Annotated in this window: 23 protein-coding genes; 10 read left to right on the top strand and 13 right to left on the bottom strand. The window is 65.3% G+C overall.

What is annotated here, in order from left to right:
- Positions 1 to 332: 332 nt before the first annotated feature.
- Together N0B71_RS22800 and galU are read left to right on the top strand one after the other, a co-directional pair.
- The gene (locus N0B71_RS22800) at positions 333 to 704 is read left to right on the top strand and encodes a LexA family protein (protein WP_259755080.1); all 372 of its coding nucleotides are present in this window, start codon (positions 333 to 335) and stop codon (positions 702 to 704) included.
- 199 nt (positions 705 to 903) lie between these two features.
- Entirely contained in the window at positions 904 to 1,743 is an 840-nt protein-coding gene (gene galU / locus N0B71_RS22795; RefSeq protein ID WP_088421520.1) for a UTP--glucose-1-phosphate uridylyltransferase GalU, read from the top strand.
- A gap of 57 nt (positions 1,744 to 1,800) precedes the next feature.
- On the opposite strand, the gene N0B71_RS22790 is transcribed toward galU, so the two are convergent.
- Positions 1,801 to 2,232, bottom strand: coding sequence for a VOC family protein (locus N0B71_RS22790; protein WP_259755079.1), 432 nt, complete (start codon positions 2,230 to 2,232; stop codon positions 1,801 to 1,803).
- A gap of 87 nt (positions 2,233 to 2,319) precedes the next feature.
- On the opposite strand from N0B71_RS22790, the gene gorA reads away from it, so the two are divergent.
- Positions 2,320 to 3,678 carry a glutathione-disulfide reductase gene (gorA, locus tag N0B71_RS22785; protein ID WP_259755078.1) on the top strand — a complete coding sequence of 453 codons (1,359 nt, stop codon included), beginning with the start codon at positions 2,320 to 2,322 and terminating at the stop codon, positions 3,676 to 3,678.
- A 64-nt stretch (positions 3,679 to 3,742) separates the two neighbouring features.
- On the opposite strand, the gene N0B71_RS22780 is transcribed toward gorA, so the two are convergent.
- Positions 3,743 to 4,741, bottom strand: a complete 999-nt coding sequence (locus N0B71_RS22780) for a bile acid:sodium symporter family protein (protein ID WP_259755077.1) — start codon at positions 4,739 to 4,741, stop codon at positions 3,743 to 3,745.
- 97 nt (positions 4,742 to 4,838) lie between these two features.
- The gene (locus N0B71_RS22775; RefSeq protein ID WP_259755076.1) at positions 4,839 to 5,174 is read right to left on the bottom strand and encodes a hypothetical protein; all 336 of its coding nucleotides are present in this window, start codon (positions 5,172 to 5,174) and stop codon (positions 4,839 to 4,841) included.
- 131 nt (positions 5,175 to 5,305) lie between these two features.
- On the opposite strand from N0B71_RS22775, the gene N0B71_RS22770 reads away from it, so the two are divergent.
- On the top strand, positions 5,306 to 5,779 hold the full coding sequence (locus N0B71_RS22770) for an Lrp/AsnC family transcriptional regulator (protein ID WP_259755075.1): 474 nt from the start codon (positions 5,306 to 5,308) through the stop codon (positions 5,777 to 5,779).
- A 30-nt stretch (positions 5,780 to 5,809) separates the two neighbouring features.
- Here the strand turns inward: N0B71_RS22770 and N0B71_RS22765 are convergent, their stop codons facing one another.
- Both N0B71_RS22765 and N0B71_RS22760 read right to left on the bottom strand, forming a co-directional pair.
- Positions 5,810 to 6,316 carry a DUF1993 domain-containing protein gene (locus N0B71_RS22765; protein ID WP_259755073.1) on the bottom strand — a complete coding sequence of 169 codons (507 nt, stop codon included), beginning with the start codon at positions 6,314 to 6,316 and terminating at the stop codon, positions 5,810 to 5,812.
- An 89-nt stretch (positions 6,317 to 6,405) separates the two neighbouring features.
- Positions 6,406 to 7,119: an endonuclease I family protein gene (locus N0B71_RS22760; protein ID WP_259755072.1), complete on the bottom strand. Its 714-nt coding sequence runs from the start codon at positions 7,117 to 7,119 to the stop codon at positions 6,406 to 6,408.
- A gap of 436 nt (positions 7,120 to 7,555) precedes the next feature.
- On the opposite strand from N0B71_RS22760, the gene N0B71_RS22755 reads away from it, so the two are divergent.
- Positions 7,556 to 7,918 (top strand): hypothetical protein, encoded by a 363-nt coding sequence (locus N0B71_RS22755; protein ID WP_259755071.1) that lies wholly within the window; start codon positions 7,556 to 7,558, stop codon positions 7,916 to 7,918.
- Between the two features lie 6 nt (positions 7,919 to 7,924).
- On the opposite strand, the gene N0B71_RS22750 is transcribed toward N0B71_RS22755, so the two are convergent.
- Positions 7,925 to 8,110, bottom strand: coding sequence for a hypothetical protein (locus tag N0B71_RS22750; RefSeq protein WP_259755070.1), 186 nt, complete (start codon positions 8,108 to 8,110; stop codon positions 7,925 to 7,927).
- A gap of 113 nt (positions 8,111 to 8,223) precedes the next feature.
- Positions 8,224 to 8,538, bottom strand: a complete 315-nt coding sequence (locus N0B71_RS22745; RefSeq protein ID WP_259755068.1) for a transcriptional regulator — start codon at positions 8,536 to 8,538, stop codon at positions 8,224 to 8,226.
- Between the two features lie 220 nt (positions 8,539 to 8,758).
- Here N0B71_RS22745 and N0B71_RS22740 point away from each other — a divergent pair, with 220 nt between their 5' ends.
- Together N0B71_RS22740 and N0B71_RS22735 are read left to right on the top strand one after the other, a co-directional pair.
- Positions 8,759 to 9,139, top strand: a complete 381-nt coding sequence (locus N0B71_RS22740; protein ID WP_259755067.1) for a hypothetical protein — start codon at positions 8,759 to 8,761, stop codon at positions 9,137 to 9,139.
- Positions 9,140 to 9,360: 221 nt separating this feature from the next.
- Positions 9,361 to 10,746, top strand: coding sequence for a CoA transferase (locus N0B71_RS22735; protein ID WP_259755066.1), 1,386 nt, complete (start codon positions 9,361 to 9,363; stop codon positions 10,744 to 10,746).
- On the opposite strand, the gene N0B71_RS22730 is transcribed toward N0B71_RS22735, so the two are convergent.
- The 4 genes from N0B71_RS22730 to N0B71_RS22715 all read right to left on the bottom strand — a co-directional run bounded on the left by N0B71_RS22730 (position 10,733) and on the right by N0B71_RS22715 (position 15,204).
- Complete coding sequence (locus tag N0B71_RS22730) at positions 10,733 to 11,299, bottom strand: flavin reductase family protein (RefSeq protein ID WP_259755064.1); 567 nt, start codon at positions 11,297 to 11,299, stop codon at positions 10,733 to 10,735. The two genes, N0B71_RS22735 and N0B71_RS22730, sit on opposite strands and share 14 nt — an antisense overlap.
- Before the next feature lie 21 nt (positions 11,300 to 11,320).
- Complete coding sequence (locus tag N0B71_RS22725; protein WP_259755063.1) at positions 11,321 to 12,238, bottom strand: bestrophin family protein; 918 nt, start codon at positions 12,236 to 12,238, stop codon at positions 11,321 to 11,323.
- Between the two features lie 442 nt (positions 12,239 to 12,680).
- Positions 12,681 to 13,556: a 3-hydroxyisobutyrate dehydrogenase gene (mmsB, locus tag N0B71_RS22720; RefSeq protein WP_259755061.1), complete on the bottom strand. Its 876-nt coding sequence runs from the start codon at positions 13,554 to 13,556 to the stop codon at positions 12,681 to 12,683.
- Positions 13,557 to 13,695: 139 nt separating this feature from the next.
- A complete protein-coding gene (locus N0B71_RS22715; RefSeq protein ID WP_259755060.1) occupies positions 13,696 to 15,204 on the bottom strand; it encodes a CoA-acylating methylmalonate-semialdehyde dehydrogenase in 1,509 nt (502 codons plus the stop codon).
- Between the two features lie 131 nt (positions 15,205 to 15,335).
- Here N0B71_RS22715 and N0B71_RS22710 point away from each other — a divergent pair, with 131 nt between their 5' ends.
- The gene (locus tag N0B71_RS22710; protein ID WP_259755059.1) at positions 15,336 to 16,232 is read left to right on the top strand and encodes a LysR family transcriptional regulator; all 897 of its coding nucleotides are present in this window, start codon (positions 15,336 to 15,338) and stop codon (positions 16,230 to 16,232) included.
- Between the two features lie 270 nt (positions 16,233 to 16,502).
- On the opposite strand, the gene N0B71_RS22705 is transcribed toward N0B71_RS22710, so the two are convergent.
- Together N0B71_RS22705 and N0B71_RS22700 are read right to left on the bottom strand one after the other, a co-directional pair.
- Complete coding sequence (locus N0B71_RS22705) at positions 16,503 to 17,204, bottom strand: YebC/PmpR family DNA-binding transcriptional regulator (RefSeq protein WP_259755058.1); 702 nt, start codon at positions 17,202 to 17,204, stop codon at positions 16,503 to 16,505.
- Between the two features lie 233 nt (positions 17,205 to 17,437).
- A complete protein-coding gene (locus N0B71_RS22700; RefSeq protein ID WP_259755057.1) occupies positions 17,438 to 18,826 on the bottom strand; it encodes an aminotransferase-like domain-containing protein in 1,389 nt (462 codons plus the stop codon).
- A gap of 169 nt (positions 18,827 to 18,995) precedes the next feature.
- On the opposite strand from N0B71_RS22700, the gene N0B71_RS22695 reads away from it, so the two are divergent.
- A complete protein-coding gene (locus tag N0B71_RS22695) occupies positions 18,996 to 19,769 on the top strand; it encodes a class II aldolase/adducin family protein (RefSeq protein WP_259755056.1) in 774 nt (257 codons plus the stop codon).
- 98 nt (positions 19,770 to 19,867) lie between these two features.
- Positions 19,868 to 20,896 carry an ABC transporter substrate-binding protein gene (locus tag N0B71_RS22690; RefSeq protein WP_259755055.1) on the top strand — a complete coding sequence of 343 codons (1,029 nt, stop codon included), beginning with the start codon at positions 19,868 to 19,870 and terminating at the stop codon, positions 20,894 to 20,896.
- Positions 20,897 to 21,082 lie beyond the last annotated feature (186 nt).

The raw sequence follows: 21,082 nt of genomic DNA, 5'->3' as shown, positions 1-21,082 counted from the left end.
ACGATCGATATTCAGTGCGGGAGCGGGTGGTGTTGCGAAGACGTAGTTTTGGCCTTGCTGTTGGGCTTCTGCAGTCGGGCTCGACGCATGGGAACGCGCAGAAAGGCCCACAGTGTGACCAGCGCCAGCAGGACCCAGCCCAGAATCATGAGCGTGACGAACGTGCCTGGATTCATATCGATATCCTCACCCCTCCCTAAGGGTAGTCCACCGTCATTGGTGCGCTGTCCTTTCGGTTGAGCGGCATTTCTCTCAAGAGGTTCCATCCAATGGCTTGTCGGGCCGACGAGTATCTGTTATCTGTATGGATATACAGTATTCGGAGAAGGCCCATGCAGCAAGCCATTCTGGAAGTCGGGGACGTGGTGCGTCGCGGCGGCGCGGCGACCCCTGCCTCTGTTCATACCTACATAATCCGCGCCTGTGGCGAAGGGATGACAAAGGCCGGCATTCATCACAGCGACCTGCTGCTGGTGGATCGCTCCGAACTGGCGTCGCCCGGTGAGATTGTCGTCGCGGCGCTCAATGGCGAAGCGCTGATCCGTCGTCTGGCCATCGTCGATGGCACGTTCGCATTGCAGGCGGCGAGCGATGATTTTCCGACGCTCAAGGTTGAGGAGGGCGATGAGCTGTCGATCTGGGGCGTGGTGCGTCAGCGGCTGTCCGGCAGCGAGGTGGTTCAGGACAGCCGAGCGCACGGTTGACGGGCGATGGAGCAGGATGCTGACGCTTTGCCATTAATTTCACGAACTAAATCTGCGCCTGGGTGGTCAGATGCCGGTGCCACCCGATTCGCAAGTCTTCACACGAGTCGTGCAGCTTGCAATACGGGGCATTGTAAGGCGGGCGCAGCCTGATTAGACTGCGCGCAACTCGCACCCCTGTCCCTCTCGAAGGACTCTCATGATCAAGAAATGTCTGTTCCCGGCCGCCGGCTACGGTACCCGCTTCCTCCCGGCCACCAAAGCCATGCCCAAGGAAATGCTGCCGGTGGTGAACAAGCCGCTGATCCAGTACGCCGTTGAAGAGGCGCTGGAAGCCGGTCTCGGCGAAATCGGCATCGTCACCGGTCGCGGCAAGCGCTCCCTCGAAGACCACTTCGACATCAGCTACGAGCTGGAGCACCAGATTCGCAACACCGACAAGGAAAAATACCTGGTCGGTATTCGTCGTCTGATCGACGAGTGCACTTTCTCCTACACCCGCCAGATCGAAATGAAGGGTCTGGGCCACGCCATCCTGACCGGCCGTCCGCTGATCGGCGATGAGCCGTTCGCCGTCGTGCTGGCGGACGACCTGTGTCTGAACCTCGAAGGCGACAGCGTCCTCAAGCAGATGGTCAAGCTGTACAACCAGTTCCGCTGCTCGATCGTGGCGATTCAGGAAGTGCCGCCGGAAGAAACCAACAAGTACGGTGTGATCGCCGGCGAGATGATCCGTGACGACATCTACCGCGTGAACACCATGGTGGAGAAGCCGAAGCCCGAGGATGCGCCGTCCAACCTGGCGATCATCGGCCGCTACATCCTGACCCCGGACATCTTCGACCTGATCGAGCAGACCGAGCCGGGCAAGGGCGGTGAGATCCAGATCACCGACGCCCTGATGAAACAGGCCCAGGACGGTTGCGTGCTGGCGTACAAGTTCAAGGGCAAGCGTTTCGACTGCGGTAGCGCCGAGGGTTACATCGAGGCGACCAACTTCTGCTACGAGCACCTCTACAAGACCGGCAAGGCTTGGTAATCCCGAGCTTTCCGTTCCTGGAAAAAGCCACCTTCGGGTGGCTTTTTCGTTTCCTGCCTACAGGGAGCGCGGGATCGGCATGGCTTCCGAGCCGGGCCCCAGCGGCTGGCCGTAGCTGAACTCGACGTAGTTGCCCGCAGGGTCGCGCAGGCCGCAGTAGTATCCGACGGGGTAGGGTTCCTCCCGCGGCGCCCAGATCAGGCAGCCTGCGGCTTCGGCATCCCTGGCGATACGGTCGACCTCATCATGCGTGGCCACGGCAAAGCCGAAGTGGCTGTAGTCGTCGCTGGCGAGGTGGCGTTCCTGGCCGCCGGGCATGATGACGAAAATGAAGCTGTGCTCCTTGCCCGGCTCCGCCATCCAGACGATGCGCGAGCCCTTGCCGTCGCGCTGGTGGATGATCCGCATGCCGCAGAAGCGCTCGTAGAAGGCCACGCAGGCATCCAGGTCGGGCACGTGCAGGGCCAGGTGGGTGAGGGTCGGGCGCATGGCGATACCTCCTTCGGGGCCGGCAATTGCAGGATAGGACAGGCGCCTTGAGGTATGCTGCCCGACATATCCAAGCGGAGAACCATGATGTCTTTCGATTTTGACCTGTTCGTCATCGGTGCGGGTTCCGGCGGTGTGCGTGCCGCGCGCTTCGCCGCGGGCTTTGGCGCCAAGGTGGCCGTAGCGGAAAGTCGTTACCTGGGCGGCACCTGCGTCAATGTCGGATGCGTGCCGAAGAAGCTGCTGGTATACGGAGCGCACTTCCACGAGGACTTCGAGCAGGCCGCCGGCTTCGGTTGGTCCCTGGGCGAGGCGAGCTTCGACTGGGCGACCCTGATCGCCAACAAGAACCGCGAAATCCATCGCCTCAATGGCATCTACCGCAACCTGCTGGTGAACAGCGGCGTCACCCTGCTGGAGGGCCACGCCAAGCTGCAGGATGCGCATACCGTGGAAGTGGATGGGCAGCGCTTGCGCGCCAAGCACATCCTCATTGCCACCGGCGGCTGGCCGCAGGTGCCGGACATTCCCGGCAAGGAACATGCGATCACCTCCAACGAGGCGTTTTTCCTGGAGTCCCTGCCGCGCCGCGTGCTGGTCGTGGGCGGGGGATACATTGCGGTGGAATTCGCCGGCATCTTCCACGGGCTGGGCGCACAAACCTCGCTGCTGTACCGCAACGAGCTGTTCCTGCGCGGCTTTGACCGCAGCGTGCGTGAGCATCTGCGCGACGAACTGACTAAAAAGGGCCTGGACCTGCAGTTCAACAGCGACATCGTGCGCATCGACAAGCAGGGCGACGGCACCCTGGCGGCCACCCTGAAGGACGGCCGCGTGCTGGAGGCCGATTGCGTGTTCTACGCCACGGGCCGCCGCCCGCAGCTGGACAACCTGGGCCTGGAGAATGTCTCGGTCGAGCTGGATGCGCGGGGCTACATCAAGGTGGACGAGGCGTATGGCACGAGCGAGCCGTCGATCCATGCCATTGGCGATGTGATCGGCCGCGTTCAGCTGACGCCGGTGGCGCTGGCGGAAGGCATGGCGCTGTCGCGCAAGCTGTTCCGCCCGGAGGAGTACCGCCCGGTGGACTACAAGCTGATCCCCACGGCGGTGTTCAGCTTGCCGAACATCGGTACGGTCGGGCTCACCGAGGACGAAGCGCGGGCTGCCGGGCACAAGGTGAAAATCTTCGAAAGCCGCTTCCGGCCAATGAAGCTCACCTTGACCGAGAGTCAGGAGCGGACCCTGATGAAGCTGATCGTCGACGCCGACAGCGACAAGGTCCTGGGCTGTCACATGGTCGGGCCGGACGCCGGGGAAATCCTGCAGGGCATCGCCGTGGCGCTCAAAGCCGGGGCAACCAAGCGGGTGTTCGACGAAACCATCGGCATTCATCCCACGGCCGCGGAAGAGTTCGTCACGCTGCGCACGCCGGTCGGCGCCTGATCGCTTCGTCGGCAAGAAAAAAGCCGGTGCATCTGCACCGGCTTTTTCATGCCTGGGTACGCCGTCAGTTGGCGCGCTCCAGGGAGGCAGGGTTGGCGTCCTGGCGCTGTGCGTAGCGCTGGGCGAGAACGGCGCAGACCATCAGCTGGATCTGGTGGAAGAGCATCAGCGGCAGCAGGATTACCCCGACCGTGCTGCTGGCGAACAGCACCGAGGCCATGGGTACGCCGGTGGCCAGGCTCTTCTTCGAGCCGCAGAAGACGATGGTAATGCGGTCTTCGAGGGAGAAGCCGAGGTAGCGGCCCAGCAGGTTGGTGGCGATCAGCGCCAGGGCCAGCAGCACGCAGCAGGCGACCACCAGGCCGGCGAGGGCGGGCAGCGGGATCTGGTGCCACAGCCCTTGAATCACCGCGGCGCTGAACGCGGTGTAGACCACCAGGAGAATCGAGCCCTGGTCGACGTATTTCAGCACCGGCTTGTTGCGCTCGACCCAGGCGCCAATCCACGGGCGCAGCAGTTGGCCTGCAAGGAAGGGGACCAGCAGTTGCAGGGTGATCTTGCCGATGGCGTCGAGGGTCGACATGCCGGTATCGCCGTGGGCACCGATCAGCAGTTGCACCAGCAGTGGCGTCAGGAACACGCCCATCAGGCTGGAGGCCGAGGCGCTGCAGATCGCCGCGGGCACGTTGCCGCGGGCCAGCGAGGTGAAGGCGATGGATGATTGCACGGTGGCGGGCAGGGCGCAGAGGTAGAGCATGCCCAGGTACAGGTCCGGGGTCACCAGCGGCGACAGCGCGGGTTTGAGCGCCATGCCGAGAATCGGGAAGAGGATGAAGGTGCAGGCGAACACCAGCAGGTGCAGGCGCCAGTGGGTGGCGCCGGCGATGATCGCCTGGCGCGACAGCTTCGCGCCATGGAGGAAGAACAGCAGTGCGATCCCCAGGTTGGTGATCCAGCCGAAGACCACCGCAGCGGTGCCCTCGCAAGGCAACAGGCTGGCAACGGTCACGGTGGCGATCAGCGCCAGGGTGAAGTTGTCGGGAAGCAGGCGTGGGCGGGCCATGGGCACATCTCTCTTCGTTGTTGTGTGAACGACCACGTCGGGTCAGGTTCGCACTCTACTGGGGAGAGACTGTGCCGGCTAACGCCAGAAAGCCAGTTTATGTCGCCGAAAGGACAGCCTCCGCGCCCTGCACATGCAGGTCCACGGAACAGACGCTGACCATGCCGCGCATGCGCTGGGCGATCACCTCGGCGCGGTAGCGCGGCAGCGTATTCACGCGCAGGGCGATATCCAGCCAGTCCTCCCGGCGCGAGGCCTCCACCTCTGCGGGCACATGGCCCTGCAGCGCAAACTGGTTGAGCAGGCGGCAAAGGATGTCGGCGTCGACCTCGGCGCGGATCAGGTAGCGCGCGTCGGCAGCGATCTCGGTCGGAACGGGGCGATCCTGATGGTTCAGGGGGAGGTTGACGAGGTTGAGTGCTGGGAGAGTCATGACGGCCGGCCGATGCAGTTGGAGTGGAGATATTCTGCGGCCGTGGCGGCGGATAGATTTGCCTGTTTTCTACCGGTTTCCGAGTATTTGTGCATTAATAAGTCTTCATAGTCAGCATGAAGGACTTGTTCATGTCCGTTTCGCTCGATGCCCATGACCGCAGGATTCTCGCCCTCCTGCAGGAAGAGGCGACCCTGTCGACGGCGGAGATCGCCGAACGCATCGGGCTGTCGCAGTCACCGTGCTGGCGGCGGATTCAGCGCCTGAAGGACGAGGGGGTGATCCGCAAGCAGGTGACGTTGCTCGATCGCAAGAAGATTGGCCTGAACACGCAGATTTTCGCCCAGGTGAAGCTCAATGCCCACGGGCGCAATCACCTGACCGATTTTGCCCAGGCCATGCAGGCGTTCCCCGAGGTGCTGGAGTGCCATGTGCTGATGGGCGCCGTGGATTTCATGCTGCGCATCGTCACCGAGGACGTCGAGGCTTACGAGCGCTTCTTCTTCGAGCGGCTGTCCCAGGTGCCCGGCGTGCAGGAGATCAACTCCATCGTCGCCCTGTCGGAGATCAAGTCCACCACCAGCCTGCCGCTGCCGCGCGGCTGAAGGGCGCCGGGGTGGCCGGCGCCCGGGCGGTCAGACGCCGCCCAGATAATCCATCTTGCCGATTTCCACGCCGTTGTGGCGGAGGATGTCGTAGGCCGTGGTGATGTGGAAATAGAAGTTAGGGTTGACGAAGCCCAGCAGGAAGTCCGCCCCGGTGAAGCTGACCTCGCGGGCGCGCAGTTTCAGCTCGATGGTGCGCGCCTCGGCGCCTTCGAACTGCTCGGGCTTGAGGCCCTTGAGGAACTCGACGGTCTTGGCGATGCGCACCTGCAGCTCGTCGAAGGTGGTTTCGTCGTCGGCGAAGCTCGGCACTTCCACGCCGGCCAGGCGCGCGCCAGCGCCCTTGGCCGAATCCGAGGCGATCTGCACCTGGCGCGCCAGGGCGAACATGTCCGGGGCGAGGCGGGCGTTGATCAGGACGGAAGGATCGATGGACTTGGCTTCGGCGTGGGCGGCGGCCTTGGCGAGAATCGCCGAAAGGTTGCCGAGCATGCGGATGAAGACGGGAACCGAAGCCTGGTAGATCGAGAAGGACATGCTGCTTACTCCAGACAGATAAAGGTTGGGCTCGTCCTGCGGGACGGCTGTCGGAGTCTACTGCTGGCGCTTGCGGCTGTCGCCAGGCTTCAACGCCTGGCGATTTTCGGGGCCGGACAGCGCTCGGTCTCGATCGGGCCGACGTACGGATTGCCCCAACCCATCACGCAGCCAACCATCTGGTTGCGCTGGCGCTCCCAGGCTTCCACGGGGTACTGCTTGCTCCAGGCGGTGAACAGCTGGCGGTCCTGCTTCGACAGCTTCAGGCCGTAGCGGTCGCTCATGTAGAAATAGGTGCGGGCGATCATGCCGCGGATCTGCGGCCGGGGCATGGCCTTGCGTGCCTTGAAGTCCACCACCATGGGGCAGGCGCCATACTGCGACGGTTTCTGCTGCAGCCAGGCGAAGCTGTAGTTGGCGCGGTCGCCGTTCACCTCACCGATGCTCGGCACCAGGTTGTGCAGGTCGGCTTCGGCCTTCTGGTACGTCCGATCGTTCTGCGAGCAGTTCTTGCGGCCGCCTTTCTGCCAGCATTGGCGCTGATGGCCGATCACCCAGGCGGGGACGATGTGCTCCCATTCAATGCGCGACGCGCGCTGGGCGTTCTTGCGCGGGGAGTAGCCGCAGCTCTTCAGGTCGACCTTGGTGCCGTTGTAGCGGCAGCCGCAATAGAACTCCACCGACTGACGGGCATACAGTGTGCGACCGACCTTCTTGGCTTCCTCGAAGGTGCGCGGCGCGGCAGCCAACGCGAAAGTGGGCAGGGTGAGGACCAGCAGCAGGGTCAGGCAGCGTCCGAACATGAGGCGTTCCTTACGAAAGTCGCTGCATCTTACTGATTGATAGGGAAATGCCAATCGTGGCAATGGAATGGCAACGCGGCCAGAACGGTGGTCGGCGGTTGATAGGACGGGGCGGGCGTTTCTGGGGTTGAGAGAGTATCGCGATAGGAGCGCTAAGCTTTATGAAGCGCATGAGGTTATAGCTGTAACAGATTGTTTTTAAAGCATAAAAATAACTAGAAATCACTTCAAGAATGCGACCTAACCGATTGGGTGCGAGGCTTTTTTGCCAGGCAGAGAGTCGGCTGCGCTGGCTTCAAGCGGTTTTTGTAATTCAAAACCTTAGATAAGTGTCGTAACTGATTGATATATAATGATTTCTGTGTTTCTAAAAGCCGTCTCCACGATCTGCCCAGAGCTTGGTAAGCTGAAGCCTTTCCATCAGTGGGAGATCGCCATGATCGGTCTCAGAAGCCTGGCATTCATCCTCTGCGGCAGTCTGACGATGCCGGTCTTCGCGCAGACGTTCACCGGGCAACAAAACCAGCGACAGGGCCAGCCGGGTTCGCCGCAATGGCAGCAGTCCCCGCCGGTGATCCAGCGGATCTACATCAGCCCGGGCGCCAGCGGCAGCGTGGAGAGCTCCTCCACCTGGCAGCGACAGGACGGTTACGGTGGCGTGCGCGTACCCAGCGGCTACGGCGAGTCGCGTTCGGGGACGGTGATCATCGACCAGGGCAGCGGCGGTATCCGTCAGAGCATCGAATACCCCAACGGCGCGGTCTACCCGCGTGGCAATGGCAGCTATCAGCAGCAGTAGACCGGGTCAGTCGAGCAGGTCGTCGCGGGTCAGGCGGGATTTGCGCAGGCCGCCGTGGCTGTAGAACAGCCCGGTGTCGCCGCGCCAGTGGAAGAGTGTGGCGAGAAAGGCGGAGCTGCAACGGCCCACATCCCAGCTACGGAGTTTGCGGTAGGCCCAGAGCCAGCTGTCGTTGGAAGAAGAAGCGCGCATGGAATCGTCCTTGATTCGGCAAGCGGGAAAGAGTGCATGGGACATTAGTGCGCCAGCTGGGCCTTCGCAAGTCGCTGCTCCCGCAATCGCGACCTGCGAAAAAGGCCGTGTCGTCAGGCGATGCTGACCGCCTTCGACTCTTCGACGTACTCCTTCAGCCAGCGCAGCACCTCCACGGCGTCCCAGCGACTGGGGTCGAACATGGCGTAGGCCTGGCCCTGGTAGCCCACCACATCCAGCGGACGGTGGTAGCCGGCGCGCTGCATCAGGGCCTCGATTTCCGCGAAGCACACATTGAAGTGGGTACGGCTGAAAGGCGTCTTGCCCTCCGTGACCAACCCCTCCAGCAGCAATTCCGCCACCGCCTCGCTGACTTCCTCGATGGCCATGTGGTTCACGGTGTATTTCAGCTGATGGATGCTCACCATCGCTTGCTCCTCAATGGGTATCAGGCCCATGCCCTGTTCCGGGGTGATCGACGTAGCCAATGGACTGCGGCCATTCGTCGAGGTTTAAAAAATTTTCGCAAAATACTGTATGCATGAACAGTATTTTCTCCTAGTATCGCTTTCACGGTCTGACAGAAACCCTGAAGTGCCCGTCAGCAGTGGTCTGACAGGCATTTCTCGACGAACAAGAGTGATGGCGATGCTGCAGAAACTCATGCTGTGTGCCGGTGTGGCAATGCTGGCGGGCTGTGCCCAGCCCCAGGCGGATGTCCCGCGCGCCAATGGCGCTTACCTCATCATCGAGGGCAAGGAGGCCTGGGCGGTGCTGGTGGCGGACGGCAAGCGCATCGAGGAGCGCGGCACCGTGCGCGATGCGATTCGTCTGCCCCGGCAGCGTTCGGCGATTGCCGCCAGCTACGTCATCGACACGCCCAATTGCGGCCGCCTGCAGTGGTTGACCGAAGGCGAGGGCGATTCCACCGTGCGCCTGTCTTCGCGCGGTGAAGCGGACGATCTGTCGAGCTGCCAGATCAGCGAAGGGCTGAGTCGCGTGTGGACCGCGCTGGATTATTCGAGCTGATCAAGCCCGCCCGGTCTGATCTCCAACAAAATGTTTCGATTGCTCCTTGCTTCACGTTTTTTTCACACCCAGGGGCAGAGGATGAAAACAGCTAAGGGATTAGCTCCCCATCGAAAAGCCCGCTTGATTGCGGGCTTTTTATTGCCTGTCGTCCACGATCGGCTCGCCCGTTCGACGCTGCGCGGCTAAGGTGAAACTCCACGGAAATGGCGGAGATAGACATGCAGCGGGTTCTCGTCGAACGACTCTGGACAGCCCTGGGCGGCCAGGCCGAGCGCCTCAGCCACCTGGCCTTTCGCAGCGAAGGCTCGCTGCCTTCGGCGTTCTTCACCACCGAACTGGCGGCCGCCAGTATCGCCAGCGCGGGACTGGCGCTGGGCGAATGGCTGGAGCCCGACTCCGGCGCCGGCACATCGCTGGTCGTGGACCGCCGTCTCGCTTCCTTCTGGTTCTCCACCTCCCTGCGCCCGCAGGGCTGGACGCCGCCCGGCATGTGGGATGCCATTGCCGGCAATTACGCCACGCGCGACGGCTGGATACGCCTGCACACCAATGCGCCGCATCACCGCGACGCGGCCCTGCGGGTGCTGGGCACCGAGAACGATCGCGAGCAGGTTGCGGCCGCGGTGGCGGGCTGGAATGCAGGTGATCTGGAGCTGGCGATCGTCGCGGAAGGCGGCTGCGCGGCGCAGATGCGCTCCTGGGACGCCTGGAAAGCACATCCGCAAGGTATCGCCGTGGCCCGCGAGCCGCTGGTGCTGCGTGATCTCCAACTGGTGTCCGCGCCTGCCCTGGATATCGAAATCGACCGCGAGCGTCCGCTGGCCGGGCTGCGCGTACTGGACCTGACCCGGGTGCTGGCCGGGCCGGTTGCCACGCGCTTCCTCGCCGGCTTCGGCACCGAGGTGCTGCGCATCGACCCGCCTGACTGGGACGAGCCGGGCGTGGTGCCGGAAGTCACCCTGGGCAAGCACTGTGCTCGGCTGGACCTGCGCCAGCCGGCGGACCGCGAACGCTTCCAGGCGCTGCTCGCCAGCGCCGACGTGCTGGTCCATGGCTATCGCGCCGATGCCCTGGAACGCCTGGGCTTCGGCGCGGATGTGCGGCGGACGATCGCGCCGGGGCTGGTGGACGTCAGCCTGAATGCCTATGGCTGGTCGGGGCCGTGGAGCAATCGGCGCGGTTTCGACAGCCTGGTGCAGATGAGCAGCGGTATCGCGGAGGCGGGGCGCATCTGGCGTGGCGAGGACAAGCCCGTGCCGTTGCCGGTGCAGGCCCTGGATCATGCGACGGGCTATCTGATCGCCGCCGCGGCCCTGCGCGGGCTGGCGGAGCGCCGTCGCAGCGGGCGCGGCAGCCGCTGGCGGTTATCGCTGGCGCGCACGGCTCACTGCTTGCTGGAGGCGGGTGTTTCGTCGGTGGGCGCGCTGGAACTGGCGGCCGAGACGGCCGCTGATCTGGCCCCGGGTATCGAAAGCACCACCTGGGGCCCGGCGCGGCGCCTGCGCGCGCCGCTGCAGTTCGCCGGGTCGCCGCTTTACTGGGAGTGGCCGGCCTCCGCGCTGGGCTCGGCGCCGGCCGCCTGGCAGCCGGTCAGCCCCGACTGACCTGGAAGGCCTCGCCGGTGGCGAAGAACGCGCCGCCGGCCTGGTAATGGATGGTGCGCAGCTCGTCGCTGGGGAAGTGCCAGCGGCCATGGGAGAAGGCGCGCTCGTCGGCATAGGCGGCGACCACCTCGGCGATGAAGAGGTCGTACTTCTCCTGGTTGTGCGGCTCGCTGATCACCTTGCATTCCAGGTAGGCCACGCAGCCGTCGACGACCGGCGCCTGGACCTGCTTCGCGCGGGACGTGCGGATATCCAGTAGCTCGAATTTGTTGGCCTCGCCCCCGTTGCTCGAACCCACCGCCAGGGTCAGCTCGGCCTGCTGGCGCGACGGCAACTGGATGACGAAGGCGCCGGAGCCTTCCACGAGATGGCGCGACCAGGTGTTGCGGTCGAGCACCAGCATCAGCTTGGGCGGGTCGAAGTCCAGCGGCATGACCCAGGCAGCGGCCATGACGTTGGCAACGCCGTCGTGCTCGCTGGTGACGAGGGTGCTCGGGCCGTGGTTGAGCAGCAGGTAGGCCTTGTTCAGCGGCACGTCTTTCAAGTGGTTCATTCGAGGGTCCTCAGGGCTGGCTCAGAGCAGCAGGCCGTCCACCGGCTTCAGCGGTTCGGGCAGGTTGGTCTCGCCAAGGATTTCCAGCACGGCGATTTCCACGTTGCGGCTCATGGCATCCAGCGGCAGGTCGTTGGGTTGGGTATCGAACGGGTCGGCGATCTGGTCGCCCAGGGCGTCCAGACCGAAGAACGTGTAGGCCAGCACGCACACCGCCAGCGGGGTGAACCAGCCGATGCTGTCCACCAGGCAGAAGGGCAGCAGGAAGCAATAGACATGCACGATGCGGTGCAGCATGAGGATGTAGGGATAGGGGATCGGCGTGTTGCGGATCCGCTCGCAGCCGCCCAGCACGTAGGACAGGCGCGTCATCTGCTGGTCGATGGCGGCCAGGGTGACGTCGCTGGCGCCGCTGGCGCGGCCGCGCTCGGCGAAGCGCTGGCCGAGGCTGGCGAGCAGGGCATTGGTCGGGCTGCGGCTGGCGGCCAGGGCCGCGGCGTCATCGCCGAGCAGGCGTTTTGCGTCGTCGCTTGGCGGGTTGCCGCGCAGCTGGTCGCGCAGGGTGTAGCTGAAGGCGATCAGCGGATTGCACAGCTGGCGGCGCTCTTGCGCATCCAGCGTGGGCAGCAGGGAGCGGGTCTGCCGCGCCAGGTTGCGAGTCACGATGAGCAACTCGCCCCACAGCGTGCGCGCCTCCCAGAAGCGCTGGTAGGCGACGTTGTTGCGAAAGCCCAGGAAGATCGCCAGCGTCAGCCCCCAGAGAGTGAAGGGCGTGGAGGTGATGATCACCTTGTAGTGGTAGAGCGTGCCGTGGGTGGCCACCACCAGCGAGCTGAGCAGCACCGTGTACAGCACCTTGCGCCAGATCGCCGGGATGATCGAACCCTTGAGGGAGAACAGCAGGACCCAGAGCGTCGGGGTTTGCGGGCGGAGGATCATCGGGCGGCATCCGGTGGGGCGGAGCGCGGATGATAACCGAGATAGGGGCGGGATACCGCTGTAGGAGCGGGCCATGCCCGCGATCGCGTCCCTGGGACGCGGCTCCAGGTAAGGGATGGTTCAGAACTGCCGCCGTAGGAGCAGGAGCAACTGTCTTTCCCTGAAAGTCCGTGCCGATAACTCCCTCTCCCTAACCCTGGCTGCGCGCCCCGCTCCGAAGGGAGAGGGGACTGGATCGGTACCGGCTGAAACTGCGGCGTCAGTCGGCAGGACAGCTCCCTTTCCCTTCAGGGAGAGGGCTGGGGAGAGGGGAGCCCCAGCGCAGTAGTTTCCAGATAGGAGTGGGCCTTCGAAGCCAAGACTGTCCGTGCGCGCAGCCATGGCAAGGAGCGCCGAGATTCGCCTGCCGGCGAATCGCGGGCATGGCCCGCTCCTACAGAGGTCAGTTCTGTTCGTAGAGCTTCACGATGGCCGAGAAGTCCAGCTGGCCGTTGCCCTGGTTGCTGAAGGTCTGGAACAGCTGCTGGGCCAGCGCGCCGAGCAGCACCGGCTGGCGCACCTGGCGCGCGGCTTCGCTGGCCAGGCCCAGGTCCTTGAGCATCAGGTCGGTGCCGAAGCCGCCGCTGTAGCCGCGCGCCGCCGGGGCGCCGGTGAGCGGGTTGTTCACTTCCGAACTCCAGCAGCGGCCGCTGGAGGTGTTGATGATGCCGGCCAGTACCTCCGCGTCCATGCCCAGCTTGACGCCCAGGGACATGGCTTCCGCTACGCCGATCATGGAGATGCCCAGCAGCAGGTTGTTCGCCACCTTGGCCACCTGGCCGTTGCCGGCGCCGCCGCAGTGCACGATGTTCTTGCCCATGGCGGCGAGCACCGGGCGGGCGCGCTCGAAATCGGCCTGTTCGCCGCCGACCATGAAGGTCAGGGTGCCCGCCGCGGCGCCCGCCGTGCCGCCGGACACCGGCGCATCGAGCATCGGGTTGCCGTGGGCGAGGGCGGCGGCGCTGACGTCGCGGGCGTTCAGCGGGTCGATGGTGGAGGAGTCGATCAGCAGCACGCCCGGCTGCACGTTGGCCAGCAGGCCGTCGTCGCCGAGGAATACCTGCTTCACGTGGGCGGCAGCGGGCAGCATGGTGATGATCACCTCGACATCGTCGCGCGCCACCTCGGCGGGCGAGGCCAGGGCGCGGGCGCCGAGGGCGACGGCCGCTTCCACGGCCTCGGCCGACAGATCGAAGACGCTCAGGTCGAAGCCCGCCTTGAGCAGGTTGGCGGCCATGGGGCCGCCCATGTTGCCGAGTCCGATGAAACCGATGCGCATGGGGTGGTCCTCTTCTTCTTGTTCGGGGCGCCCGCAGGGCAGGCGCGAAAGGAGGTGCCCGCCCGCGTGGCGCCGGGTCCGGACCAGCATCCGTGCTGATGTCCGGGCCGGCTCGGGGCGAGCGGGCGGGCAGGCGTTGTTACTTGAGGTTGATGGTGGTGTTCACCGCGCCGCCGACCTCGTTCTCGTCGAACCAGCGTTCGGTGACGGTCTTGGTCTGGGTGTAGAACTGCACCACCTGCTTGCCGTACGGGCCCAGGTCGCCCAGCTTGGAGCCGCGCGAGCCGGTGAAGGAGAACAGCGGCACCGGCACCGGGATCGGCACGTTGATGCCCACCTGGCCGACGTCGATCTCTTCCTTGAAGTGCCGTGCGGCGGCGCCGGAGCGGGTGAACAGCGCGGTGCCGTTGCCGTTGGGGTTGGCGTTGATCAGTTCGATGGCCTCGTCGAAGGTCTTCACCGACACCACGCAGAGCACCGGGCCGAAGATTTCCTCGCGGTAGATGGTCATCTGCGGCGTGACGCCGGAGAACACGGTCGGGCCGACGAAGTTGCCCTTGGCGTAGCCGGCCACCTGCGGGTTGCGGCCGTCCAGCTCCAGCGTGGCGCCTTCCTGCACGCCGCGTTCGATCAGGCCGCTGACGCGGTCCAGCGCGGCGCAGGAGACCAGCGGGCCGACGTCGGTGTTGGCCTCGGTGCCGCCGCTGACCTTGAGGGTCCTGGCCTTGGCCACCAGGTCGGGGATCCACTGGCCGGCTTCGCCCACCAGGATCGCCACCGACACCGCCATGCAGCGCTGCCCCGCCGCGCCGAAGGCCGCGCCGGCAATGGCGTTGAGGGTCTGTTCCTTGTTGGCGTCGGGCAGCACCACCGCGTGGTTCTTCGCGCCCATCATGCACTGCACGCGCTTGCCGGCCAGGGAGGCGCGGTTGTACACGTGGGTGCCGACGCGGGTCGAGCCGACGAAGGAGACGGCCTTGATATCGGGGTGGTCGCAGATTGCATTGACCACGTCCGGGCCGCCGTGGATGACGTTCAGCACGCCCGGCGGCACACCGGCCTCATGGGCCAGTTCGACCAGGCGCATGGTCACCATCGGGTCCTGCTCGGACGGCTTGAGGACGAAGGTGTTGCCGGTGGCGATGGCCATCGGGAACATCCACAGCGGAATCATTGCCGGGAAGTTGAACGGGGTGATGCCGGCGCAGACGCCGATGGGCTGCAGGAGGGTGAAGGTGTCCACCCCGCCGGCCACGTTGTTGGCCAGCTCGCCCAATTGCAGGTTGCCGATCCCGGCCGCGTGCTCGACCACTTCCAGGCCGCGGAACACGTCGCCTTCGGCGTCAGGCAGGGTCTTGCCCTGTTCGGCGGTGAGGATCGCCGCCAGCTCCTTCATGTTTTCGCGGATCAACTGCTGGTACTTGAGGAAGATGCGGGCGCGGGCGCCGATGGGGGTTTTCTTCCAGGTCTTGAACGCGGCCTTGGCGCTGGCCACCGCGCGCTCGACTTCCTCGGGCGTGGCGAAGGGTACGCGGGCGAGGACTTCCTGGGTGGCGGGGTTGATCACCTCGCGCCATTCGGAGGTGGTGGACTCGACGGGCTTGCCGTCGAGGAAGAGTTTGACGGTCGGGACGGCAGGTGCGGTCATCGGGGTTCTCCCAGCCTGAAGGCTTTCTTGTTGTGTGGTCCGATCCTAACAGTGCATTTTTGATGTGCTCAATGCGGTGATGTGCAAGTATGGTCTGCGTTTTTGCACACACGCGGCACAGTGAGGCGGTTATGGATTGGGACAACCTGCGGTTCTTCCTCGAACTTTCACGGGCCGGCAAGCTGACCGTCGCCGCCCGCCGCCTGGGCGTGGACCACACCACCGTGGCACGCCGTCTCCAGGCGCTGGAGAAGAGCATCGGCGCACAACTGCTGGTGCGCGAGCCCGGCGGCTATCGGCTGACCGAAGCGGGGCACGGCCTGCTGCCCCAGGCCGAAGCCATGGAAAGCGCCTGCAAGGTGATCGAGAAACGCCTGGCGGGCGCCGAGGACAATCTCTCCGGCAAGGTGCGCATCGGCGCCACCGAGGGGTATGGCTCGACGCTGCTGACCTCGCAGCTGGTGGAGCTGAACCAGCGCCATCCGCACCTGGGCGTGGACCTGCTGGCGGTGCCGCGCGCGCTGCAGCTGTCACGCCACGAGGCGGACATCGTCATCACCCTGGAGCGCCCCGGTCGAGGGCCCTACATCATCACCCGGCTCACCGACTACGTGCTGCGCCTGTATGCCTCGAAGGACTACCTCGCCGAGCGCGGGCCGATCCGCACCCGCGACGACCTGCGCGAGCATGCCCTGGTGGGCTACGTCGACGACCTGCTCTACAGCAAGGAACTGCAGTACCTCGACGAAATCGGCCGGCCGTTGCACATGGCGCTGCGCTGCACCAGCATCCTTGCCCAGCAGCGCGCGGTGGCGGAGGGCGCCGGGCTGGCGATCCTGCCGGCGTTCGCGGCGAGCGAAGACCCGGCATTGCAGCCGGTGCTGGCGGGCGAGATCGAGTTCGTGCGGACCTTCTGGATGCTGATGCCCACGGAGCTCAAGGACATCGCACGGATGCGCACCACCTGGGATTTCCTCCGGGAGAAGGCGGAAGGCAGCCAGGACGTGCTGATGGGGCGGGGCGCGTAGGGCGCTTACATCGGAACGACTTATCCGCCGAGGTGCTTGCAGAAGGAAGAGATTGCGACCGCACGCCGGGACGGCGAATAACACCAGAGCGTTATCCGGTCAGCTGTGACCGCCAGATCAACCGCCGTGCGCCCTTGTAGGAGCGAGCTTGCTCGCGAACCGGGGTTACCGGTAATGACGGGCGTGAAGTGGGTTCGCGAGCAAGCTCGCTCCTACAATTCACGCGCACGCGGAATGAAAACGGGCGGCCTGATGGCCGCCCGTTTCGTCTTACGCCAGGCCGACGTACAGGTTCTGCACGTCGTCGTTGCCGTCCAGGGCATCGAGGAAGGCTTCGACTTCCTCCAGCTCTGCACCGGAAAGGCTCACCGGGTTCTTCGCCTTGTAGCCCAGTTTGGCCGAGGCGACGGTGAAGCCGTGTTCGGGCAGCGCGCGGCACACCGCGTCGAGGTCGGTGGCGTCGGTGAGGAACAGGGTGTCGCCGTCTTCCTCGCCCGGCTCGAAGTCCTGGGCGCCGGCTTCGATGGCCGCCAGTTCCGGATCGGCATCAGCGCTGGCCGGGGTGGCTTCCACCAGGCCCAGGTAGTCGAAGTCCCAGGCCACCGAGCCGGATGCGCCCAGCTGGCCCTTGCGGAACAGCACGCGGATTTCCGCGACGGTGCGGTTCACGTTGTCGGTCAGGCACTCGACGATCACCGGCACGCGGTGCGGGGCGAAGCCTTCGTACACCACGCGCTCGAAGGTGGCGCCGCCTTCCAGCAGGCCGGCGCCTTTCTTGATGGCGCGCTCCAGGGTGTCGCGGGGCATGGAGGCTTTCTTCGCCTGCTCGACGACCAGGCGCAGTTTCGGGTTCATGTCCGGGTCGGCGCCGTTGCGCGCGGCGATCATGATTTCCTTCGACAGTTTGCCGAACACGCGGCCCTTGGCGTTGGCTGCGGCTTCTTTATGTTTGGCTTTCCACTGGGCGCCCATAGTGATCTCTTGCTGGCGGTTGCTGATGGGCGGCAAGTCTAAGGGCTGGCGCGCCCGCTGGCGATATCTGGCGGACCGATGCCTGCTTTTGCAGGGCGTAGACCCCGACGCGGGTTCTCGCCCCTCACACGGCACGTTGGTCTTTTTTGTAGGAGCGAGCTTGCTCGCGAACAGCCCAGGCATTGTCTCCGACGGCGAGTCCGTTCGCATGCAAGCTCGCGCCCGCGGGTTGCTCAGCCCTGGGCGGCGAGGAAGGTGTACAGCCGCTCGTCCAGCGAGTGCGCGACGTTGAAGCGCATCCACGGCACGCTGCGGCCGTCGGGCATGAACAGCTGGCCGGGGAACAGCAGGATCTTGGCCTCCTTGGCTCGGCTGGCGAGCAGGGTGGCGTCGTCCACCGCGCGGTGGCGGGCCCAGAGGAACAGGCCGGCGCGGGGCTCGTGGAAGATGTCCATGCCGGCACCTTCCAGGCGCCGCGCCACGCTGTCGTGGGCTTCGCCGAGCTGGTCGCGCAACTGACGCACGTGCTTGCGGTGGCGGCCCTGCAGGAGGATGTCCAGCGCCAGGGTTTCGGTGAGTTCCGAGCTGGTCAGGCCGCTGACCATCTTCAGCGGCACCAGCTCCTCGATCAGTTCGGGGTGCGCGGCGATGAAGCCGGTGCGCAGCGCCGGGGCGATGACCTTGGACAGGCTGCCGATGTAGATCACCCGCGCCAGCTGGTCGAGGTTGGCGAGGATCAACTGGCCAGCGGGGTCGAGGTCGGCGTAGATGTCGTTCTCGACGATGAGGAAATCGTATTTCTCCGCCAGTTGCAGCAGGCGGTGCGCGGCGGCCAGCGACAGGCTGCCACCGGTGGGGCTCTGCAGGCGCGCCTGGGTGAAGTAGACCTTCGGGCGGTGCTCGCGGGCCAGTTGCTCCAGGCGGTCGAGGTCCAGCCCATCGGCGCTGCGCGGCACGCCCAGCAGCTGCGCGCCCTGCAGGCGCAGGTTGAGGAACAGGTTGTGGTAGCCGGGTTCGTCCACCAGCACCGGGTCGCCGCGTTGCACCAGGTAGCGCACGGTGAGGTCCAGCGCCTGGCTGGCGCCGGCGGTGAGCAGGATCTGCTCGGGGCTGGCGGCCACGCCGACGTCGCCCAGGCGGTCGGCCAGCTTGCCGCGCAGCTTGAGGTTGCCCTTGCTGTGGCCGTAGTTGCCGAACTGCGTCGGCTCCTCCCGTGCCAGGCTGCGCAGGCCGCGCAGCAGGCCCTCGCCATCGAGCCAGTGCTCGGGCAGCAGGCCGACGCCGGGGCGCAGCTCCATGCCCAGCGGCTGGAAGACCTTGTGCAGCAGCAGGTGCGCGTCGAAGTCGAACTCCGGCGGTGCGTCATCGCCGGTGCTGTCCTCCACCAGCGGGCCGCGCACATAGAAGCCGGCGTTGGGCACCGCGTTCAGGCAACCCCGCGCCACCAGCCGGTCGTAGGCCTCGACCACGGTGAAGTGGCTGACACCGTTGGCCTGGGCGAACTTGCGGATCGAGGGCAGCTTGGCGCCGGGACGCAGGCGTTGGTCATCGATGGCCTGGGCGATGCCGTCGACGATCTGGGTGACCAGGGGAATGTCCGAGGTGGGGTCGAGCAACAGCATCCGAAGGTCCGGTTCTTGTGGAGGGGATCTGTACAGGTCGGCGGACCATAACAGCACTGCAAAATCTGCGAGGGCCCTGTGCATGGTGCGGGCCGGGCGTGGCCAGCACACTCGGGCCCGTGAAGCGGCAATCCGCCGCACTGCCTGAAAAGAACAAGGACCGCCCGCAATGCGTGACACAGCTTACAACATCGACCCGTCGAGTATTTCCGCCGAAGAATGGCAGGCCCGTTGCGACCTCGCCGCGCTCTATCGGCTGATCGCGCACTTCCGCTGGACCGACCACATCGACACGCACATTTCCGCGCGGGTGCCGGGCGAGCCGGGCCACTTCCTGATCAACCGCTACGGCGTGATGTTCCATGAAATGCGCGCCTCGGACCTGGTCAAGGTCGACCACGCGGGTGACGTCATCGATCCGCGTTTCGGGCCGAAAAGCGTCAATCGCGCCGGCTTCAACATTCATTCCGCGGTGCACGCCGCCCGCGAGGACGTGGCCTGCGTGATCCATACCCATACCGCCGCCGGCATCGCGGTGTCCGCCCAGGAAGACGGCCTGCTGCCGATCAGCCAGCACGCGCTGAAGTTCTACAACCGCCTGGGCTACCACGACTACGAAGGCATCGCCCTGGACCCGGACGAGCGTTCGCGCCTGGTCAACGACCTGGGCGGCCACATGGTGATGATCCTGCGCAACCACGGCCTGCTGGCCACCGGCCGCTGCATCGCCGAAGCCTTCAACCAGATCTACTTCCTCGAGCGCGCCTGCCAGGCGCAGGTCCAGGCGCTGGCCGGCGGACGCCAGCTGCGCTATCCGCCGCACGCGGTGTGCGAGCGCGTGGCCGTGCAGGAAGAGGAGGCGCTGGTCGACGGCCTGCACCTGCTGGCCTGGGAGTCGGCGCTGCGCCTGATCGAGGACGGCGGCGCCGACTATCGCACTTGAGACAATGGGCGCATCCGTCCGATAGCGCGCCCCGGTCCGCAGAGACCGGGCGCCTGCGTGCTTGAACCATCTGCCAACAACAAAGCCAAGAGGTGGAAATGAAGAATCCGATTCTGGGAGCCCTGCTCATGGGCGTGGCGTCCGGCGCCATGGCCGCGGACCTGACCGTGATCTCCTTCGGCGGCGCCAGCAAGGACGTGCAGACCGAAGCCTTCTACAAACCCTTCGAGAATAAGGAGGGGGTGAAGGTGATCGCTGGCGAATACAACGGTGAGATGGGCAAGATCAAGGCCATGGTCGACACCGGCAGCGTCAACTGGGACGTCGTCCAGGTGGAAGGCCCGGAGCTGCTGCGCGGCTGCGAAGAGGGCCTGTTCGAACCCCTCGACCCGGCGATCCTCGGCAAGGCCGAGGACTATGTGCCGGGGACCCTTTCCGATTGCGGCGCCGGCCTGCTGGTGTGGTCGATGGCCATGGTCTACGACGGCAAGCGCTTCGCCAGCGGCCCGACCGGCTGGGCGGATTTCTGGGACACGCGGAAATTCCCCGGCAAGCGCTCCCTGCGCAAGGGCGCCAAGTACACCCTGGAAATCGCCCTGCTGGCCGACGGCGTGAAGAAGGAAGACCTGTACAAGGTGCTGGCGACCCGCGACGGCGTGGACCGCGCGTTCCGCAAGCTGGACCAGATCAAACCGTCGATCCAGTGGTGGGAGTCGGGCGCGCAGCCGATGCAGTTCATCGCCAGCGGCGACGTCGCCATGAGCACCGCCTACAACGGCCGCGCCTTCGCCGCGCAGGAGGAGGGCGCGCCGATGAAGGTGGTGTGGAACGGCAGCCTGTACGCCATCGACTCCTGGGCGATCCCCAAGGGAAGCCCGAACAAGAAGACCGCCGAGGACTTCATCGCCTTCTCGCTCAAGCCTGAGCAGCAGAAGATCCACACGGTGAAACTGGGCTACGGCTCGGTGAACCTGGGGACGACCCGACTGCTCGATCCTGCGCTCGTCGAGCGGCTGAACACCGCGCCGGCCAACCTGGAACAGGCGGTGCCGGTGAACTTCGAGTTCTGGGTGGACCACGGCGAGGACCTGGAGCAGCGCTTCAACGCCTGGGCGGCGAAGGGTTGATACGTCTACTGGCGCGGGGGTGACATCGGCGATGACGGGGTGGGAAGGGGTAGGTCCCGTGGCAGCAGTTTCCAGTAGGAGCTACTGTCTCCTTCCTGGCAAGTTCGTACCGACGTTTCCCCCTCACCCCAGCCCTCTCCCTGAGGGAGAGGGAGCAGGTTGTGCCGGCTGACGCTGTAGCTTCAT

It is taken from the genome of Pseudomonas sp. GCEP-101, from assembly GCF_025133575.1.
GTDB classification, from domain to species: Bacteria; Pseudomonadota; Gammaproteobacteria; order Pseudomonadales; family Pseudomonadaceae; genus Pseudomonas; species Pseudomonas nitroreducens_B.
This window is presented reverse-complemented; position numbering and strand designations above follow the sequence as displayed.

What these genes read in the sequence shown, in the direction of transcription:
- N0B71_RS22800 (WP_259755080.1), top strand. Translation starts at nt 333, where the DNA reads ATGCAGCAAGCCATTCTGGAAGTCGGGGACGTGGTGCGTCGCGGCGGC.
- galU (WP_088421520.1), top strand. Translation starts at nt 904, where the DNA reads ATGATCAAGAAATGTCTGTTCCCGGCCGCCGGCTACGGTACCCGCTTC.
- N0B71_RS22790 (WP_259755079.1), bottom strand. Translation starts at nt 2,232, where the DNA reads ATGCGCCCGACCCTCACCCACCTGGCCCTGCACGTGCCCGACCTGGAT.
- gorA (WP_259755078.1), top strand. Translation starts at nt 2,320, where the DNA reads ATGTCTTTCGATTTTGACCTGTTCGTCATCGGTGCGGGTTCCGGCGGT.
- N0B71_RS22780 (WP_259755077.1), bottom strand. Translation starts at nt 4,741, where the DNA reads ATGGCCCGCCCACGCCTGCTTCCCGACAACTTCACCCTGGCGCTGATC.
- N0B71_RS22775 (WP_259755076.1), bottom strand. Translation starts at nt 5,174, where the DNA reads ATGACTCTCCCAGCACTCAACCTCGTCAACCTCCCCCTGAACCATCAG.
- N0B71_RS22770 (WP_259755075.1), top strand. Translation starts at nt 5,306, where the DNA reads ATGTCCGTTTCGCTCGATGCCCATGACCGCAGGATTCTCGCCCTCCTG.
- N0B71_RS22765 (WP_259755073.1), bottom strand. Translation starts at nt 6,316, where the DNA reads ATGTCCTTCTCGATCTACCAGGCTTCGGTTCCCGTCTTCATCCGCATG.
- N0B71_RS22760 (WP_259755072.1), bottom strand. Translation starts at nt 7,119, where the DNA reads ATGTTCGGACGCTGCCTGACCCTGCTGCTGGTCCTCACCCTGCCCACT.
- N0B71_RS22755 (WP_259755071.1), top strand. Translation starts at nt 7,556, where the DNA reads ATGATCGGTCTCAGAAGCCTGGCATTCATCCTCTGCGGCAGTCTGACG.
- N0B71_RS22750 (WP_259755070.1), bottom strand. Translation starts at nt 8,110, where the DNA reads ATGCGCGCTTCTTCTTCCAACGACAGCTGGCTCTGGGCCTACCGCAAA.
- N0B71_RS22745 (WP_259755068.1), bottom strand. Translation starts at nt 8,538, where the DNA reads ATGGTGAGCATCCATCAGCTGAAATACACCGTGAACCACATGGCCATC.
- N0B71_RS22740 (WP_259755067.1), top strand. Translation starts at nt 8,759, where the DNA reads ATGCTGCAGAAACTCATGCTGTGTGCCGGTGTGGCAATGCTGGCGGGC.
- N0B71_RS22735 (WP_259755066.1), top strand. Translation starts at nt 9,361, where the DNA reads ATGCAGCGGGTTCTCGTCGAACGACTCTGGACAGCCCTGGGCGGCCAG.
- N0B71_RS22730 (WP_259755064.1), bottom strand. Translation starts at nt 11,299, where the DNA reads ATGAACCACTTGAAAGACGTGCCGCTGAACAAGGCCTACCTGCTGCTC.
- N0B71_RS22725 (WP_259755063.1), bottom strand. Translation starts at nt 12,238, where the DNA reads ATGATCCTCCGCCCGCAAACCCCGACGCTCTGGGTCCTGCTGTTCTCC.
- mmsB (WP_259755061.1), bottom strand. Translation starts at nt 13,556, where the DNA reads ATGCGCATCGGTTTCATCGGACTCGGCAACATGGGCGGCCCCATGGCC.
- N0B71_RS22715 (WP_259755060.1), bottom strand. Translation starts at nt 15,204, where the DNA reads ATGACCGCACCTGCCGTCCCGACCGTCAAACTCTTCCTCGACGGCAAG.
- N0B71_RS22710 (WP_259755059.1), top strand. Translation starts at nt 15,336, where the DNA reads ATGGATTGGGACAACCTGCGGTTCTTCCTCGAACTTTCACGGGCCGGC.
- N0B71_RS22705 (WP_259755058.1), bottom strand. Translation starts at nt 17,204, where the DNA reads ATGGGCGCCCAGTGGAAAGCCAAACATAAAGAAGCCGCAGCCAACGCC.
- N0B71_RS22700 (WP_259755057.1), bottom strand. Translation starts at nt 18,826, where the DNA reads ATGCTGTTGCTCGACCCCACCTCGGACATTCCCCTGGTCACCCAGATC.
- N0B71_RS22695 (WP_259755056.1), top strand. Translation starts at nt 18,996, where the DNA reads ATGCGTGACACAGCTTACAACATCGACCCGTCGAGTATTTCCGCCGAA.
- N0B71_RS22690 (WP_259755055.1), top strand. Translation starts at nt 19,868, where the DNA reads ATGAAGAATCCGATTCTGGGAGCCCTGCTCATGGGCGTGGCGTCCGGC.